Below are 15,562 nucleotides of genomic sequence, written 5' to 3' on the forward strand. Positions count from 1 at the left end.
AAATGCCGCATGATTTTGGTGTTGCATGATAGATCTTTGCTTTCTAGAAGTTATTGATAATATGAAAAGCAACAGCATATTGATACAGCATTTTATAAAAGATATATGGAATGAAAACCGTTTTGACTTATTAGCAGACTATATTCATGATGCTTTTATTGATCATTCACTGCCTGGTCATTTGCTGCCCAATGCAGAAGGTTTGACAACCTGGGTTTTAGCTACCGGTAAAGCCTTTAGACACCGGTCTGTAACCGAGGAACAGGTTACCGAAGGAGATAGGTCGATGATCAAATTCAGAATGGATCTTGAGCATATCGGTGTATGGCGAGATATTAAACCCCAAGGTGCACAATATCCGTAGTCGGTTATCGATATTTCCGAATTAAAGAAGGTAAGATCATTGAACACTGGGCGTTACTTGATGGGAATTCTATTGAAAATCAGCTCAAAGATTCTGAAACCGGCTGTAAGACCCAGGAATGAAAAATCGATCCAAATCTTCCGTTTCGAGTAATTATACATTATTTAGGCTGAAGAAAAGCCTGCAACTGTTGAATGTCCATATTCCTGATCTCCGCATATTCGCTTCTATGGAAGATGTCCAGTTTTTGTAAGATGGCCAAAAGCATATCTCTTTCGTCGGTAGCCAAGTTATGTACCAACAATTCAGACACCAATCCCAATTTTTTGAACATTGATTCTAAAAGCCTCTTTCCGTTCTCCGTTATCTTCAGTCGCTTGCTTCTTTTATCTAATCCATCATTGAATTGTACTGCCAGCTCATTAGCCAGTAACCTCCGGATAACCTCAGTCCCTGAAGTTTTCTCTTGGAAATTCTGATTGATGAGTTCGCTTTTGGTAATGCTGGTAATGTTGTAGAGCATAGCCAGGTAAGAAAGCTCTTCGAGGGTCTGTAAAGGTGTATTTTCAAAAGCTTTTTTTGAATAATTGCGGGCATGCCTGTTGAGCAACAATAATAACCTGCTGATGTTGTTCTCGACATTCTTTTTTTTGTCCAGGTTGATCACATCAGACTCCCTTTGTTCAGGCTTGATGCTGGGGTTGTCTTGCTGTGAAACGAGAGCGACCTCCTTTGCTTTGCTGCGATTTAGGTAATCCTGGAAATCCTGCATCGTCAGGTCTTTTTCAAACCCATGCTCGTTTTCCAGTTCCTCCACGAGATGAATTAATTGAACCAACAAATTATAGTGTTTCCTGTGCATGTATCAAAGCAAAGATCAAAGGTGTAATTATTTAGACCATATCGAAAATCTAAACTAAAAAATTACACTCAAATCCCGCAATATATACATTGCATCTTACGTTCACTGCTTGGATCCGATCATACAGCGACAAATGGATACTTCCTCTAAATACAGGGCTTGGATCGCCCCAAGCCCGCTATACCAGTTCCCTACAGCATACTGATGAGTTCTGAGATCCGGTTGGATATACCCACTTCATTATCATACCACGCCACAACCTTTACCAGTTTGCCTATTGCTTTTGTCATAGAGCCATCAACAATAGACGAATGCGAATTACCTAAAATATCGGATGATACAAAAGGTTCTTCGGTATATTGCATAATGCCTTTCAGTGACGAATCTGCATAACGTTTTAACACATCGTTGATCTCTGCTGGGGTCACTTCTTTTGTAAGGTTAATGGAAAGGTCTACAATAGAACCATCTATCACCGGCACCCGATAAGAATAGCCATCCAGTTTACCTTTCAAATTAGGCAGTACATCGCCAATGGCTTTTGCGGCACCTGTGGTGGTCGGGATGATGTTATAAGCTGCAGCGCGTGCACGGCGCAAATCCCTGTGCGGCGCATCCTGTAAGTTCTGATCGGCAGTAAAGGCGTGCACGGTGACCATATATCCCGATTCAATACCATATTCTTTATCCAGCACGTGCAAAACAGGCGCAATACTTCCCGTTGTACAGGATGCGGTAGAATAGATCTGGTCTTCACCTATCAATTCATTATTTACTCCATGGACAATGGTCTTAACACCACCGGTTGCCGGTGCGGTGATCAACACTTTTTTGGCTCCTGCACGGAGATGCGCTTCGGCTGATGTTTTATCGGTAAACCTTCCGGTGGATTCTATGACCGCATCAATTTCCAGTTGCCCCCATGGTAATTTCTCGGGATCCTTTTCACTCAGCAATTTGATGCGTTTACCATCTACCACGATATGATCCTGATCAATTGTTACCTCACCCGGAAAGCGGCTATGTGCGGTATCGTATTTCAAAAGGTGCACAAGTGTTTGTATGTCGGTCAGGTCATTGATGGCGATAACTTCTATGTCTGTTTTATCCTGTAAAGCGCGCAGGGTCATCCTTCCGATCCTGCCAAATCCATTAATGGCGATTTTCATATTATTGACGTTTGTATTAAAAAATAAGGGCATAGCTATTCCATGACGCCGAATTTTACTTGGCGTTCCGTTCAGTGCCCCATTAAATTAAATTGTATCAGCGGCCTCTTCGACCGCGTTCGAGAGCAATTCCTCTACATCCATATCCCGTAGAGAGGATCGGAATGCACGACGGTAATCTGAGGGCGTTGTATTCAGGTGCCTCAAAAATATCCTTCGCATAGAAACCAGGCCGCCTAAACCGCATAGTTCAGCTATCCTTTCCAGGGCCAGATCTGAATCCTCCAGGTATTTCCTTGCAGCTTCTACCCGCAGCTTCTCTATGAATTTGGCAGGTGGCATACCAGTCTCCCGGTGAAACACCCGTGTGAAGTTGCGTGTACTCATATTCAAATGATCAGCAACCTTGTTAATATCGAGTTTTTCTGAAAGATGGTCACCGATCCAGTCCTGTGTTTTCTGCCCGATATGTTCGCGCTCAAAGAGCGGTAACAGGCTGCCGAACTGGGATTGGAAACCCGGCCTGCTCAGATAAAACACTAATTTGCGAGCTACACTTATCGCAATATCCCGGTTGTGGTCCTCTTCTACCAGGGCTAAAGAAAGGTCAATTCCTGATGAAACACCTGCTGAAGTATAAATATGACCGTCTTTGGTAAAAAATGGGTTAGCATTAACTTTTACATCCGGATAGGCCCTCATCAACCGCTCGCTGGCCTGCCAGTGCGTAGTGGCCTTTCTGCCGCTTAACATGCCTGCCTTCGCCAGCACAAATGCTCCACCGCAAATGGAGGCAATCCGGCGTGTATTATGTTCATTCCTGGTTGTTAGCCATTGATACAAAGGTTCCAGACCCGGCTGACTGGCTTCTCTCGAATCGTTTCCAGCAATGATGAGCGTGTCGATGTATCCTTCAATCTCCCCCACAAAAAGCTCAAAGCTGATGGTCATTCCGGCTGTACTTTTCAATTGTTTGCTTGCCAGGGGGGATACTACCTTTACATCATAACCTCCGGAGTTCCCGCTATTGGCAACGTATTGATCAGCATTGGTGAACACGTCTGTTGGCCCGGTGACATTGAGCAACATACCGCTGGACATAGCAACAATGACGATCGACCTTTTATCCTCATGTGCAGCATCTTTATCCATAACTCAAATTTACGCTATGTTAAGTTTGGCTCAAAGGACATGTTTTATACAATTTAAGCCATGCAGATCTTTAGCTCATTGTTGATCGGGCGTCAGTGCTTTAACCAAGGCATAGCTGTCCTCTAAAAATCGATAGTAGACGATCAGTCCATCTTCGATCCGGAAATGTGCTGAGAATGGTGAGCTATAGTCTTTGCCGGTCGCAAGCATTGTGGATACGAACTTTCCTGTAACAACACCAAAATCCCCGTCCGTAATTAGGTGTTCAATTTCAAAGGCTTTCGATTCGATGTTGTCAAGTAACATATCAAAAAAATCTTTTACCTCTTCTGGAGTTGATCGATATCCCAGCCAGGGTGCTAAGGCTTGGTCGCCCGGTATGAGCCAGTCAATGTTTGTTGCGAATATACCGGCGATCATTTTGGTATTGCGAGAAGCTAAAGCGTTGTAAAAATCTTTAATGACCTCTTTTGTACTTGTTGTTCCTGTGTTGTATTCCATTATTACGCCGATTTATTCGTTAATAAATTCTATAAGATCTGAACACACTTTCTGCCAGGCACTGATCTGTATGCCGTGTGCTTCGTTCGGGTATGTTTTCAATCTCGAATTAGGTAACAGATCTCTGGAAGGTATTGCGGTAAGTTCCAACGGAGATGAGCGATCATCCTCGCCATGCTGCAATAATACAGGTATCGTTATCCTGGAAAGTGTCGTTCTCAGATCTGCGAAGAAAAGCAGTTGTTGTAATTCGATCGCGGTCTTAAGGGATGACGACGTGGTCAGGTTGACTGCCCAGTCGATCATCTCGGCAGAGATATCCGTGTGTTTACTTGTAAGATTAAAGAATTGTTCAGCCAGGCTCTTGACAAATGCCGGTTTGTCCTTTTTCATGGCGTCAATAGCAGCGTGAAGTAGATCCTCATCCATTCCTTCTTGATTGGTTCCATCCTTTCGCAGATAAGGTGTCGTTGTAGCGATCAGGCTGGCTTTCACAACGTCCTTGGGTTTATGCGTAGCCAGATAATGAGCAATGACCGCACAACCCATCGAATGACCTACGAGTACTACATCCTCCAGTCCTAAATTAGAAATTACTGAGCCAAGGTCATTTCCAAGCGTATCGAGATCATATCCGCTCCAGGGTTGGTCAGATTTTCCGCACCCGCGTATATCATAAGCAACACACCGGAAACCATTGTCGCATAATTCATTCATGAGGTATTCCCATGAATCCGAAGCCAGACACCAGCCGTGTACCAGTAAGATCGGTTTTCCTTTTCCCCAATCCTTGAAGTGTAAGCAGACATCGTCAGAAATTTTGATAAATGCCATATCGATTGTTTTTCGTGTCTGACAAAGGTGATTTGAAAAGCCTATCGGTAAATTGCTTATAAACGACAATTGCTTACCATTTTGCGACAAGCCTAATGTTTAGCAGATGGAGCCTTTATCTTTGTCAGAGAGATAGACATGAATAAAAACTTAAACGTGATCGCGGCAAGTATGATAGCTTACTTCGCTTACCGCGAATTATCTGACGATAGGCTTTGCCGATCGGCAGGGATCGACAAAGCCGGTATGCTCGAAGACGCTACGATGATCAGTGAAGAGCAGATAAGAAATCTTTGGGTGAATGCAGTAAAGCTGAGCAACGATCTGCTTTTTGGTCTTCATTTTGGTGAATCCTTGCAACTCTCCGCGCTCGGTATCGTTGGTGAATTGATCAAGACGTCTCGTGATGTAGGGGCAGCAATTACAGTCGCAGCAAACTTGATATCCACCATTACACCGCTATTCAGGATGGAGATGTGTTCAGATGAAATCCATTTCATTATCAAACTTCTTCCCACCGAAAGTTATGATCATAATGACCCGGTTTGCGGGCAGATCCGCGATTTCCTGACCGCATTTACGATCCATGAGCTCGATGGGTTGACCTTAAAAAAGATACGGCCAGTAAGTGTCATTTATCCAGCGGACAAATCTAATGTGCCGGAATACGAACGGGTCCTGCGGTGCAAACCGTCTATCGGTGATCATGTCGGGCTAACATTTGAGATCCAAGATTGGGATATGCCGATCATCACTTCGAATTACGAATTGCAACAGCTGCTATTGCAAAGCAATGCTACAGTTAAAGATCGCATGAGTAGTGAGGTTTCCTTTAAAAATAAGGTAACGAACTATATGCTCTCCAATGCATATTTAGGATTACCTTCTATCGAACAACTTTCTTCCAACTTTAATATCAGTAGTAGGACCCTGCAACGCAAACTCAGGGTTGAAAACAGCAATTTTCAGCAGATCACCGACAATGTGCTAAAACGTCTTGCCATTTCCTATCTAAAGGAAGGATCACATACATTAAAAGAAATTGCTTACATGCTAGGCTATAATGACCCAAGCGCCTTCTCAAGGGCTTTTAAAAAATGGACAGGCTTTCCGCCAGCGACCTATCAGTTAAATCAAGAGCATTGATCGACGACCAAACTCATTTTTGGCGTCCCTTTTATTTTCTTATTTTGCTACTAATCCTACATATCTAACACCGCAGTTAAGAGGGATTTCGAGAAAAACATTAGCAAAAACTATTGCGTAGTTAAATGGCTTCATTTATATTTGTAGCCAAATAGCTACATAAATGAATTTAAGACGGGATGTATTCCAGGCCATTGCTGACCCTACGAGAAGGGCGATACTGCTGATGCTGGCTTCACAGTCAATGACAGCGGGCGCTATTGCCTCCCAATTTGATTCGGCAAGGCCTACGGTATCAAAGCATTTGCAGATCCTTACGGAATGTGAGTTGTTACAGCAAAAGCAGAGTGGCCGGGAGATCAATTATCATATCAACGCCGAAAAAATGAAAGAGGTCGCGGCCTTCATTGAGCCGTTCCGGCAAATGTGGGATGCTCGGTTCAACAAATTGGAAACAGTGATGAAAAATTTTAAAACGAATAGCAATGGAAAAGAAAACGATAGTAAAAGCCGAAGCTGACAAACAGGAGATCGTTATCACGAGGGAATTCGATCTGCCGGTAGCATTATTATTTAAAGCATACAGTGATCCGGAACTCTTGGAGCAATGGATGGAAACGAAGGTGCTGAAGATGGAGAATAAGCGACATGGCTCTTATGCATTTGAGACATCACGCAACGGGCAAGTGGTCTTTCGTGCCAATGGAACCATCCACGAGTTTGTCCCTGATCAAAAGATAACACGGACATTCGAAATGGAAAATACGCCTTTTCCTGTGCAACTGGAATTTTTGAATTTTGAAAAATTAACGGAGCATACCAGTAAGTTGACCATGCACATGGTATTCAAGTCTGTTGCTTTCAGAGATCAGCTGATGCAAATGCCATTTGCACAGGGCATCAATTGGGCACATAACAGGTTACAGGAAATTATTAAAGGAGCAAAATGATAGAGGCAAAGAGAAATCCTGAAGTTGAATGGTTTTTTGATAAGCCGGGGAAGTGGCAGGAATGCTACCAGGCTTTGAGGGATATGGTGCTGCATTGTGGCCTGACGGAAGAACTTAAATGGGGTTGCCCGTGCTATACCCATCAAGGGGGTAACGTTGTTTTGATACACGGGTTTAAGGAATATTGCGCGCTGTTGTTCATGAAGGGGGCTTTGATGAGCGACCCGGAAGGGATTTTGGTACAGCAAACCGCAAATGTTCAGTCGGCCAGGCAACTGCGCTTTTGGGACCTTGAAGCTGTTACTAAAATCGAGACAGTGATCATAGATTACCTAAAAGAAGCCCTTAAAATTGAAAAAGCCGGTTTGAAAGTACCTAAGAAAACCACGTCACAATTTGAAATGCCCGAGGAATTTGAAACCGTTTTAACGGATAGCCCTGAGCTGAAACAAGCATTCTATAGTTTAACGCCGGGCAGACAGCGAGGTTATCTGTTGTATTTTTCGGGAGCCAAACAAGAAAAAACAAGGATAGATCGGATCAACAAATCTATCCCAAGGATCCTTGCCCATAAGGGCCTGGACGATTAGCCATTACCGGTTCTTATGAAAAATGATCTCCACGATCTCTTTAACATAAGAACGAAGTGAGGCCTCGTTGTTTAATTGCAGCCCGTTAAATGCGTTAAGATCTGCTGATGAGGCTGAAATAGATGCCAGGGATGCGTACAATAAAGACACTTTGAGTTTCAGTCGATCCGTGTCTTTCTCCAGGTTTAACTTTTCAGCTGTTTCAAGCATGGTCAGAAAGACCTTCTGATTAGTATCATTGGCCTGGTCGCTTCCCAGAGTATTCCAGACCCTGGTCCTGGCAAATTCCGGATACCTGATACATCCCTCATGTAAGAACACCACCAGATCGATCAGGGGGTTAATTCCTGAAAGTTTATCCATCGGGTGCGCCATTAACCAGTAATCAATATTCCTGGTCATGATCTTTTCAATGGCAGCATTATAAAGTATTTCCTTGGTGCTGAAATAATAATGAATGGCGGCAATGTTCACGCCGGCTGCTTTAGCGATCTCGCGTACCGTAACGTCTGCCATCGGTAAACGCATCAGCATATCCTTGGTCACTTGGATTATTTTTTCTTTGGAAGCTTTAGCCATTAGTTCAATGTTTTACGTCAATCATTGTAACAAATCTAACAAAATTAAGTCATTGTTTTAAACGGTGTTTAATTTTTGATTTTGTCATATGAAGAGTAAGAAAATATTGATCTCCGGTGCAAGTATTGCCGGGCCAACACTGGCCTGGTGGCTAAGCTATTATGGTTTTGATGTCACGATTGTTGAGCGTGCGCCAGAATTGCGGACGGGTGGTTATAAGATCGATCTACGCGGAGCGGCGGTCAAGGTCATTAAACGGATGGGACTTTATGAAAACATCAAGGATGAACAAGCCGGGATGACCGGAGCAGCCTTTGTTAACGACAAAGGAAAAATTTTAGCCCGTTTACCGGCAAACCTGATAGGCTTACGGCAAAATGATGATGTGGAACTGATGCGCGGGGATCTGTCCAGAATCATCTATGACGATACGGTCACCAAGTGTCGTTATCTGTTCAACGATTCAATAGCTACGATCAACGAGCAAGATGACCAGCTAACAGTAACGTTTAAAAATAGCCAATCCCAACTGTTTGACCTGGTGATCGGCGCTGATGGGATACATTCGCATGTGCGGTCATTGGCGTTCGGACCTGAATCAGCCTTTATGCGAAACCTTGGTGATTACTTCTTTGCCATTTACAGCGTGCCAAATTTCCTGAAACTTGATCGCAGCGAATTGTTTTACGCCAAGGCTGACCGTGTATGTAACCTTTACAGCACCCGGAATAGTGCCGATGCCAAAGCACTGTTTATCTTTCGTTCGCCTGGATTTGATTATGACTACAGGAATCAGACCTTGCAAAAAGATCGGCTCAAACAAACTTTCGCAGATATGGGTTGGGAAGTCCCCAAGGTGCTTGCTCAACTCGAGGGAGCACCCGACTTTTATTTAGATACCGTGCAACAAGTACACATGAAGGCTTGGTCATCCGGCAGGGTTGCGTTATTGGGTGATGCTGCCTGGGCGCCTTCCCTGGCTTCGGGGCAGGGAAGCAGTATGGCTATCGTGGGTGCTTACGTGTTGGCCGGTGAACTTTTTAAAGCGCAGGGAGATCATCAAACAGCTTATCCATGCTATGAAACGGCCATGCGTCCGTTCATTGAAAAGAACCAGTTATTAGGCAGGCATGTTAAGCAGATGGTACCCTCATCCAACTGGCGTTTGCGATTACAATTGATGATGCTCAAATTGATGCCTTACCTGCCGATGAGCAACCTGATCATTAAGAAGATGCTGGAAGAAGTGAGTGCTGCGGCTAACGGGATCATTGTTCCTGACTATAAGCTATCAGCATTGCCAAAACTAGATGACTCGAAGATTTGACACTTCCTACCGTCCTGAAAAATAGTTGTCTAAAGCGGACATGATGAAGTTGGATTTAGCTGCTGTATACAACTCCCTGTCGTTTTGATATTTTTCTGCTAACTGAGCTTTCAGATCAGCATATTCTTCAACCAATGCCGGATAGGCACGTAGAATATCCCTGAATCTTTTGAGTAAGTCGTATTTTCCCGATCCAGATAATAGCAAGTGAAGGTGTGCGTACCGATGCTCATCGACAACCTTAACGAAGGTTCTTCGATGATATCGTTCCGCATCTAATTCCGGCGGGATCAAATGCCAATCTTTTTTTTCCAATACCGACAAGATATCCTCAATAGCTGAAAAATCAGGTATAGGATAGGCCAGATCAATTATCGGCTTTGCAGCTAACCCCGGAACGGCAGTACTACCAACGTGGATCAAATGATGCGGGGCGAATGGGTGCAACCCGTTAAGTTCAGTTACTATCCGTTCATATCTGACTGGCCATTCGTTGCTATAAGGCTCGATGTTGACCGGTTCTGTTGCCCACTTAGGCCAATTTGCTGATTCGTTGTTCATGACCGCAATAGTTGAGCTGGTTAAATTATCCTCTCTAAACACCGGACCTTCGTTAGGTCTTTAGGAATTATGGCCTCCAATTTTTAAAACGCCTACCTTTCCACATTCGAGCGCTACAAAGATATCTTCATCACCGATGGCAAGTCCATGGGGTTCGGAATTTTCGGTCGGCAGGTCAAATTCAACGATATTTCCGTTTAGGTCAATGTTTGCGATCTTATTTGCACCCCATTGTGTAAACCAAAGTTTATTCCCTGTTCTATAGGCAATGGCATGAGGTTTGGCATTGGGTATAGCCAGTTCATATTCCGTAATGGTGTCGTCTGCGTTTACTCTTCCGACCTTATTTGCCAATAGTTCTACGAACCAAATTGAATTTGCCGGGCCCACGCAAATGCCAACGGGCCCTGATTTTTCTGTAGGTATGGGAAGGTGTTTGAATTTTCCCTGCTTGTCTAATTTTCCGATCGAATTGGCTTGGTTCAGCGTAAACCATAAATTCTCATTATCATCGATCGCTATAAAGCTGGGAAAAGAATTGTCAATTGGGATTGTATATTCCGAGTATTTAAGCTCGGAATCAAGTCTTCCGATTTTGTTGGCATTCATTTGTGTGAACCAAATGGCACCATCTTTCGGGTTATGCGCAATACCAAATATGCCACAATTCTCTTGCTTCAGGCTATATTCTTCAATGTTCCCATTGTAATCGATTTTGCCGAGCTTATTGCCTATGGTTTCCGTAAACCACAACGCATTAGCACCTTTCACAATGATCGAAAGCCCTGCGTTTTCGGTCAGCACAGGAAACTCAGAAATAGCTCCTAGAGTTGTTATTCTTCCGATCTTATTCCCTTTGTTTTGCGTGAACCAAAAGGCACCATCACCTCCAAAAGCAATACCGTATGGCGAACTATCTTTGGTTACATTAAATTCTTTTATCATGGTTGAGTAGTTGAGCTGTCAGATATCAGTAGGATCTTATTTTTTCGGGGACCTTACTTTTTCATTAAATTCCCATTTTCATCCAGTGCTTGAAAAACCGGTTCATTTTTTTCATTGATAAATAAGCGCAGTCTTGGGCGACCTTTTGTGTCGGTCAGGAATAGGCCTACCTCACCATTTTTATTCTTCCCGAGGAACATCCTTTGTGCGAGGTGACCCTCTGCTTTGTAACGTCTCAGTCCCTGAACGTAAGCATTGGTGTCTTTTAATTTTTTCAACGAATCAAAATAGCTGATCTGCCCGGACAGCGGAAGTTCATCACGGTCGTTCAACGTAAATCCGTAGCTTCTCGACGGCTTGCCGAGATGGTTCTCCTGATCATAACTTATGGTCAGGATCTGGTCGTTCTTATATTGATCCATCGTCATGAACATGGCCGCTTCTTTCTTATCGCCATTATAACCCAGTCCGCCACATTCATCTCCCTCATCATTAAAGAAAAGAAGCCCGGCAGGCCGGTCACGTTTCGGCAGGTCTTTATTATCCATACGCCCGGGATGCTGACGGGCACGGTTACTGAGTACCATACGCAGCGTGCCATCGGCTTCGACAATATTGATCCTTTCAGCGGTAAGCTCTTTACTTGGTTTGTTTCCTTTAAAGAAGCATACGCCAATCAGCGCGATCAGCAAAATGGTCACACTGCTACCATACCTTTTTAGCAGCTTAGCCTGCCGGGCCAATTCGTCAACAGCTATATTTTGCATACATCATTTTGTTTAATTTATGAGATAGATAATTTATTGACAGTAAATAAAAGAGTAAAGCGATATCAAGCGTTATCTTCCCAGATCACCTGTATGATCTGCCACTTCCCTTGTTGTTTCATAAACTGTAGCATTTTATTTCCGCTGCCCCTGTACTCGCTGCCTTGAAGCCTCCCGCTTTTTTCATATCTTGAAAAGCGCTGCGCGATGTTGCCGGTTATCCTGGTTTCTGCTTTTACCTCGCATTCGCTGAATCCGGTGAGTGTGCCGTCGGTTAAGATTTTTTTCCTGGGCTCGATGAATGACTTCAGATCATAGATCTCTGCGCCGTCGACCGTTTTCTTAACGATCTGCGCTTGCTGATGGCAAAGTTCGTTTATACGGTCAAATTGAGGGGCTTCTGCAATGTTGGTGAATAATGCAAAAAATGCTTGCGTCATTTTATCGATCTGGATTTGGTCAGCGTTTAACGCATATTGTCGCAGAATTTTATTATCTACCTCAATTGTCTTTTCAAAGATAAAATTCAGCTCCTCCAGTAATTTGATCGACCGGAGATTTGCTTCAGTGGTAATTGCTAGGATCTTTTCTGACAGCAAACGGTGAGGAAGTTCATGTACCACGGCCAGAGTAGCTTCTGCAGCGTAACCTTTGCCCGTGTAAGCTTCCAGGAAAGCAAAGCCGATATCATAATGATCCAGGTATTGCCGCTTGATCAAGGTGATGATACCGATCGGAGTTCCATCACCCTTTAATCTAACCGTCCAGTATTGCACATCAGGGTTAGCGATGATCTTCTCAATGTACGCAAGGGCATCAGTTGCTGACTTGACATTACGGTCACCGATAAAATTTAACCAGCCGGGCGAATCAACTAGTTCAAAGATGAAATTATAGTCGTTTACCTGTAATTCTGTTAAGTGAAGCCTTTCGCTGCTTACTTGAGAAATGCCATTGATCATAACTTTTGTATTAAATTCGACAACCGCCTCTTATTGCTTTAAAGATCGCGGTTTATAAATTAAAAATAACAGGTGATCAAACCTGATGACTCAGAATGTTGATCAATTTTCCAAACGGGTCACGGACATAGAACCGTCTTACACCCCAGGGTTCATCGGCCGGTCCGTATTCAATTTTGAAACCGGCGTCATGCATCAGGCGATAAGCGGTATCAACGTCACCTACTTCGATGGACAGATCAGGAACTTCCGTATTGGAACCACCCTGAGAGGCAAAGCTAACCTGAATATCCATTTTTTCATCACTGCCATAGGTGGCGATCCATCCATGGTCCATTAATAGATCCAACCCTAAAATTTCGCGGTAAAATACCTCTGCGGCAGCCGGATAAGGCGCTTTGATATTAGCAACAATGCGTTTGAACATCATTTTCTTCATCATATCTCGTTTTTAAAATACCTGCAATCTTTTTCGGCGGTTTAGTACATTAATTAATTCCCTTGACATTACTCCCTCCTAATTAGTGAAGTTATTTATATGAAAACCGCCTAAAAATAAGTACAATTTTGTAATAAAAATAAAATAGTACATATTTGTATAAATATAGGTTTGGTACAAATTATATCAACGACATGAATCCTAAAGATGGTATCAACAAGATAGTGATCACATAGATGGAAAATGAAAGAAAGATTTGACGTGTTATCTGCCATTTGCAGCCAGGCTACCACAAGGTTATACAGCACAAGTTTTTCGCTTGGCATCTATTTCCTCAAAAAAGAACTTAGGGGGCATATTTACGCAGTGTACGGTTTTGTTAGACTTGCTGATGAGATCGTCGACACTTTCCATGATTACCCTAAAGCTGAATTATTCAACGATTTTAAAATAGATTGTTTTTTGGCAATAGAAAGAGGGATAAGCCTTAATCCTGTTTTGAATTCGTTTCAACACGTAGTTAATCACTACCACATCGACCATGATCTGATCGTACAATTCCTGAAAAGTATGGAGATGGACCTCTCTGAACAGGTCTACAACATTGAAAAATACGAAAAGTATATCATGGGCTCGGCGCAGGCGGTTGGATTGATGTGTCTTCATATCTTTACCAACGGCGACCGGCAAGATTTTGAACGCTTGCGTTCTCCTGCTATGAAACTTGGGTCAGCCTTTCAAAAGGTGAATTTTCTGCGTGATGCCAAAGCAGACCATCAGGACCTAAGCCGTAATTACTTCCCGGGTGTGGATCTTAACGAGTTTTCCAATGAAAGCAAGGCCGTGATCGAGAAGGAGATCGAACAAGAATTTATTGAAGCACTCGAGGGGATCAAAAGCCTCCCGGATTCTTCGCGAAAAGGGGTTTACCTCGCCTATGTTTATTATCGTCAGCTGTTCCAAAAAATCTCAAAAGTCCCTGCGAAACAGGTCATGGCCGAGAGGATCCGGGTATCTGACCTGGAGAAAATCTGGTTGATGCTGGACGCACTCGTAAAATATCGACTTAATGTATTATGAAGCTATTGCTCGGTCTTCTTGTCATGATCCATGGTTATTATTTGCCGTTTCAGGTAAATGATCTGCCTGCGATCAGAAAGCTTGCTTTTGCATCTACGGCTGACAAAGAACAGGCGGCTCGGTTCGCTGCTTTAATGTCATCTGTAAATTCCGGAGATGCTCCCGTACTATATTGCTATAAAGGGGCGAGCGTGATAATTCAGGCTAAATATGCCTTCAATCCATTCGTTAAATATGAGCGGTTTAAGTCTGGAAAGGCGCTGATCGAACACGCGTTCGAACGCGACTCTACCGACCTGGAAATACGTTTGATCCGTTATTTGATACAGCGTAATCTTCCGGGGTTCCTGGGTTATCACTCAGATCTCAACAAAGATAAGTTGTTTATTCAAAAACACCTCGGCGATTGTCCTGACAATGAACTTAAAAGATTGATCCTAAGTTATCCATCACTCTCAGGAGCAAAGACCGGGGAGCAAAAGCAAAGTATACGTTGAAAGAAAGTGTGATTCTGGTCGATAACACCGGTCGTATGACAGGAACGATGGAGAAACTGGCGGCACATCGCGAAGGAGTCCTGCATCGTGCTTTTTCCATATTTATATTTAATAGCAAAGGGCAGCTGCTCTTACAGCAAAGGGCATTTGAAAAATATCACTCCGGCGGACTGTGGACAAATACGTGTTGCAGCCACCCCCGGCCCTACGAAGGAACAGCAGATGCAGCACATCGCCGCCTGATGGAGGAAATGGGGATGCGATGCGATTTGAAGGAACATTTCCAATTCACTTACCGCCATGAATTTTTGAACGGCCTCATAGAGTATGAATACGATCATGTTTTTATTGGACACAGTGATCAGATGCCTGTTCCGGATCCTATGGAAGTTGCCGATTATAAATATGTAGATCCTGGTGAACTTGCTTTGGCGCTTAACAATCATCCTGCAACTTATACACCCTGGCTAATTATCTGTTTCGTGCATGTTAACGAAATCGTAACGAAAGGATTCTGGAAAGATATCACCTAAGCATGTGGAATTGCACTGTTACCCATCACTTGCTTTCAGGCAACAAGGGTGTTAATCCGCGTAAGATGATCTTTTCGTTGCTATGCCTTCAATGTTTTCCTGTTCTGCTTTAATTAAAAATAATCTTATCACATGCTTCAATTTCCCTTTTATAAGATCTGCTTTTGCGCTCATCAGTAGATGGGCCGAATAGTTACACATAGCATGCAGAGAAGATACCCGGAAATAAGGTGTTCATGTGTGCGGTTGCTGTGGCTTCGCCGTCTTTCAATAAAAAGATATCTGATGAAAAAATTGATGATCA

Annotated in this window: 20 protein-coding genes; 9 read left to right on the top strand and 11 right to left on the bottom strand. The window is 43.4% G+C overall.

Going from position 1 to position 15,562, the window contains the following annotated elements; genetic code table 11:
* The first annotated feature begins 61 nt into the window (after positions 1 to 61).
* Complete coding sequence (locus INP83_RS11705) at positions 62 to 364, top strand: ester cyclase (protein WP_219124154.1); 303 nt, start codon at positions 62 to 64, stop codon at positions 362 to 364.
* 160 nt (positions 365 to 524) lie between these two features.
* On the opposite strand, the gene INP83_RS11710 is transcribed toward INP83_RS11705, so the two are convergent.
* The 5 genes from INP83_RS11710 to INP83_RS11730 all read right to left on the bottom strand — a co-directional run bounded on the left by INP83_RS11710 (position 525) and on the right by INP83_RS11730 (position 4,882).
* Positions 525 to 1,226 carry a MarR family winged helix-turn-helix transcriptional regulator gene (locus tag INP83_RS11710; protein ID WP_219124156.1) on the bottom strand — a complete coding sequence of 234 codons (702 nt, stop codon included), beginning with the start codon at positions 1,224 to 1,226 and terminating at the stop codon, positions 525 to 527.
* Between the two features lie 191 nt (positions 1,227 to 1,417).
* Entirely contained in the window at positions 1,418 to 2,395 is a 978-nt protein-coding gene (gap, locus tag INP83_RS11715) for a type I glyceraldehyde-3-phosphate dehydrogenase (RefSeq protein ID WP_219124158.1), read from the bottom strand.
* 87 nt (positions 2,396 to 2,482) lie between these two features.
* Positions 2,483 to 3,547, bottom strand: coding sequence for a GlxA family transcriptional regulator (locus INP83_RS11720; RefSeq protein WP_370630566.1), 1,065 nt, complete (start codon positions 3,545 to 3,547; stop codon positions 2,483 to 2,485).
* Between the two features lie 75 nt (positions 3,548 to 3,622).
* Complete coding sequence (locus INP83_RS11725; RefSeq protein ID WP_219124162.1) at positions 3,623 to 4,048, bottom strand: nuclear transport factor 2 family protein; 426 nt, start codon at positions 4,046 to 4,048, stop codon at positions 3,623 to 3,625.
* 12 nt (positions 4,049 to 4,060) lie between these two features.
* Positions 4,061 to 4,882, bottom strand: coding sequence for an alpha/beta fold hydrolase (locus INP83_RS11730; protein WP_219124163.1), 822 nt, complete (start codon positions 4,880 to 4,882; stop codon positions 4,061 to 4,063).
* 138 nt (positions 4,883 to 5,020) lie between these two features.
* Here INP83_RS11730 and INP83_RS11735 point away from each other — a divergent pair, with 138 nt between their 5' ends.
* The 4 genes from INP83_RS11735 to INP83_RS11750 all read left to right on the top strand — a co-directional run bounded on the left by INP83_RS11735 (position 5,021) and on the right by INP83_RS11750 (position 7,568).
* Positions 5,021 to 6,028, top strand: coding sequence for an AraC family transcriptional regulator (locus INP83_RS11735; RefSeq protein ID WP_219124165.1), 1,008 nt, complete (start codon positions 5,021 to 5,023; stop codon positions 6,026 to 6,028).
* Positions 6,029 to 6,191: 163 nt separating this feature from the next.
* Positions 6,192 to 6,548 (top strand): helix-turn-helix transcriptional regulator, encoded by a 357-nt coding sequence (locus INP83_RS11740; RefSeq protein ID WP_219124167.1) that lies wholly within the window; start codon positions 6,192 to 6,194, stop codon positions 6,546 to 6,548.
* The gene (locus tag INP83_RS11745) at positions 6,514 to 6,978 is read left to right on the top strand and encodes an SRPBCC domain-containing protein (protein ID WP_219124169.1); all 465 of its coding nucleotides are present in this window, start codon (positions 6,514 to 6,516) and stop codon (positions 6,976 to 6,978) included. The genes INP83_RS11740 and INP83_RS11745 overlap by 35 nt, the downstream gene beginning before the upstream one ends.
* The gene (locus INP83_RS11750) at positions 6,975 to 7,568 is read left to right on the top strand and encodes a YdeI family protein (protein WP_370630567.1); all 594 of its coding nucleotides are present in this window, start codon (positions 6,975 to 6,977) and stop codon (positions 7,566 to 7,568) included. The genes INP83_RS11745 and INP83_RS11750 overlap by 4 nt, the downstream gene beginning before the upstream one ends.
* 3 nt (positions 7,569 to 7,571) lie before the next feature.
* Here the strand turns inward: INP83_RS11750 and INP83_RS11755 are convergent, their stop codons facing one another.
* Entirely contained in the window at positions 7,572 to 8,147 is a 576-nt protein-coding gene (locus tag INP83_RS11755; protein ID WP_219124170.1) for a TetR/AcrR family transcriptional regulator, read from the bottom strand.
* 88 nt (positions 8,148 to 8,235) lie between these two features.
* Between INP83_RS11755 and INP83_RS11760 the strand changes: the two genes are divergently transcribed.
* Entirely contained in the window at positions 8,236 to 9,474 is a 1,239-nt protein-coding gene (locus INP83_RS11760) for an FAD-dependent monooxygenase (protein WP_219124172.1), read from the top strand.
* Positions 9,475 to 9,480: 6 nt separating this feature from the next.
* Here INP83_RS11760 and INP83_RS11765 read toward each other — a convergent pair whose 3' ends face one another.
* From INP83_RS11765 to INP83_RS11785, 5 genes are all read right to left on the bottom strand, one after another.
* Positions 9,481 to 10,035: a GrpB family protein gene (locus INP83_RS11765; RefSeq protein WP_219124173.1), complete on the bottom strand. Its 555-nt coding sequence runs from the start codon at positions 10,033 to 10,035 to the stop codon at positions 9,481 to 9,483.
* A gap of 60 nt (positions 10,036 to 10,095) precedes the next feature.
* Positions 10,096 to 10,980, bottom strand: coding sequence for a hypothetical protein (locus INP83_RS11770; protein ID WP_219124175.1), 885 nt, complete (start codon positions 10,978 to 10,980; stop codon positions 10,096 to 10,098).
* A gap of 53 nt (positions 10,981 to 11,033) precedes the next feature.
* On the bottom strand, positions 11,034 to 11,747 hold the full coding sequence (locus tag INP83_RS11775; protein WP_219124177.1) for a hypothetical protein: 714 nt from the start codon (positions 11,745 to 11,747) through the stop codon (positions 11,034 to 11,036).
* 65 nt (positions 11,748 to 11,812) lie between these two features.
* Positions 11,813 to 12,709: a GNAT family N-acetyltransferase gene (locus INP83_RS11780; RefSeq protein WP_219124179.1), complete on the bottom strand. Its 897-nt coding sequence runs from the start codon at positions 12,707 to 12,709 to the stop codon at positions 11,813 to 11,815.
* Between the two features lie 76 nt (positions 12,710 to 12,785).
* Positions 12,786 to 13,151 carry a VOC family protein gene (locus tag INP83_RS11785; protein WP_255563134.1) on the bottom strand — a complete coding sequence of 122 codons (366 nt, stop codon included), beginning with the start codon at positions 13,149 to 13,151 and terminating at the stop codon, positions 12,786 to 12,788.
* A gap of 240 nt (positions 13,152 to 13,391) precedes the next feature.
* On the opposite strand from INP83_RS11785, the gene INP83_RS11790 reads away from it, so the two are divergent.
* From INP83_RS11790 to idi, 3 genes are read left to right on the top strand one after another with little or no spacing between them, the layout of a single operon-like run.
* Positions 13,392 to 14,228 carry a squalene/phytoene synthase family protein gene (locus INP83_RS11790; protein WP_219124181.1) on the top strand — a complete coding sequence of 279 codons (837 nt, stop codon included), beginning with the start codon at positions 13,392 to 13,394 and terminating at the stop codon, positions 14,226 to 14,228.
* Positions 14,225 to 14,725: a hypothetical protein gene (locus INP83_RS11795; protein WP_219124183.1), complete on the top strand. Its 501-nt coding sequence runs from the start codon at positions 14,225 to 14,227 to the stop codon at positions 14,723 to 14,725. The genes INP83_RS11790 and INP83_RS11795 overlap by 4 nt, the downstream gene beginning before the upstream one ends.
* Positions 14,722 to 15,258 (top strand): isopentenyl-diphosphate Delta-isomerase, encoded by a 537-nt coding sequence (gene idi, locus INP83_RS11800; RefSeq protein WP_219124185.1) that lies wholly within the window; start codon positions 14,722 to 14,724, stop codon positions 15,256 to 15,258. Before INP83_RS11795 ends, idi begins: the two co-directional genes overlap by 4 nt.
* The last annotated feature ends 304 nt before the right edge of the window (positions 15,259 to 15,562 follow it).

Origin of the sequence: Mucilaginibacter sp. 21P, assembly GCF_019331605.1 — a bacterium.
Taxonomy (GTDB): domain Bacteria; phylum Bacteroidota; class Bacteroidia; order Sphingobacteriales; family Sphingobacteriaceae; genus Mucilaginibacter; species Mucilaginibacter achroorhodeus.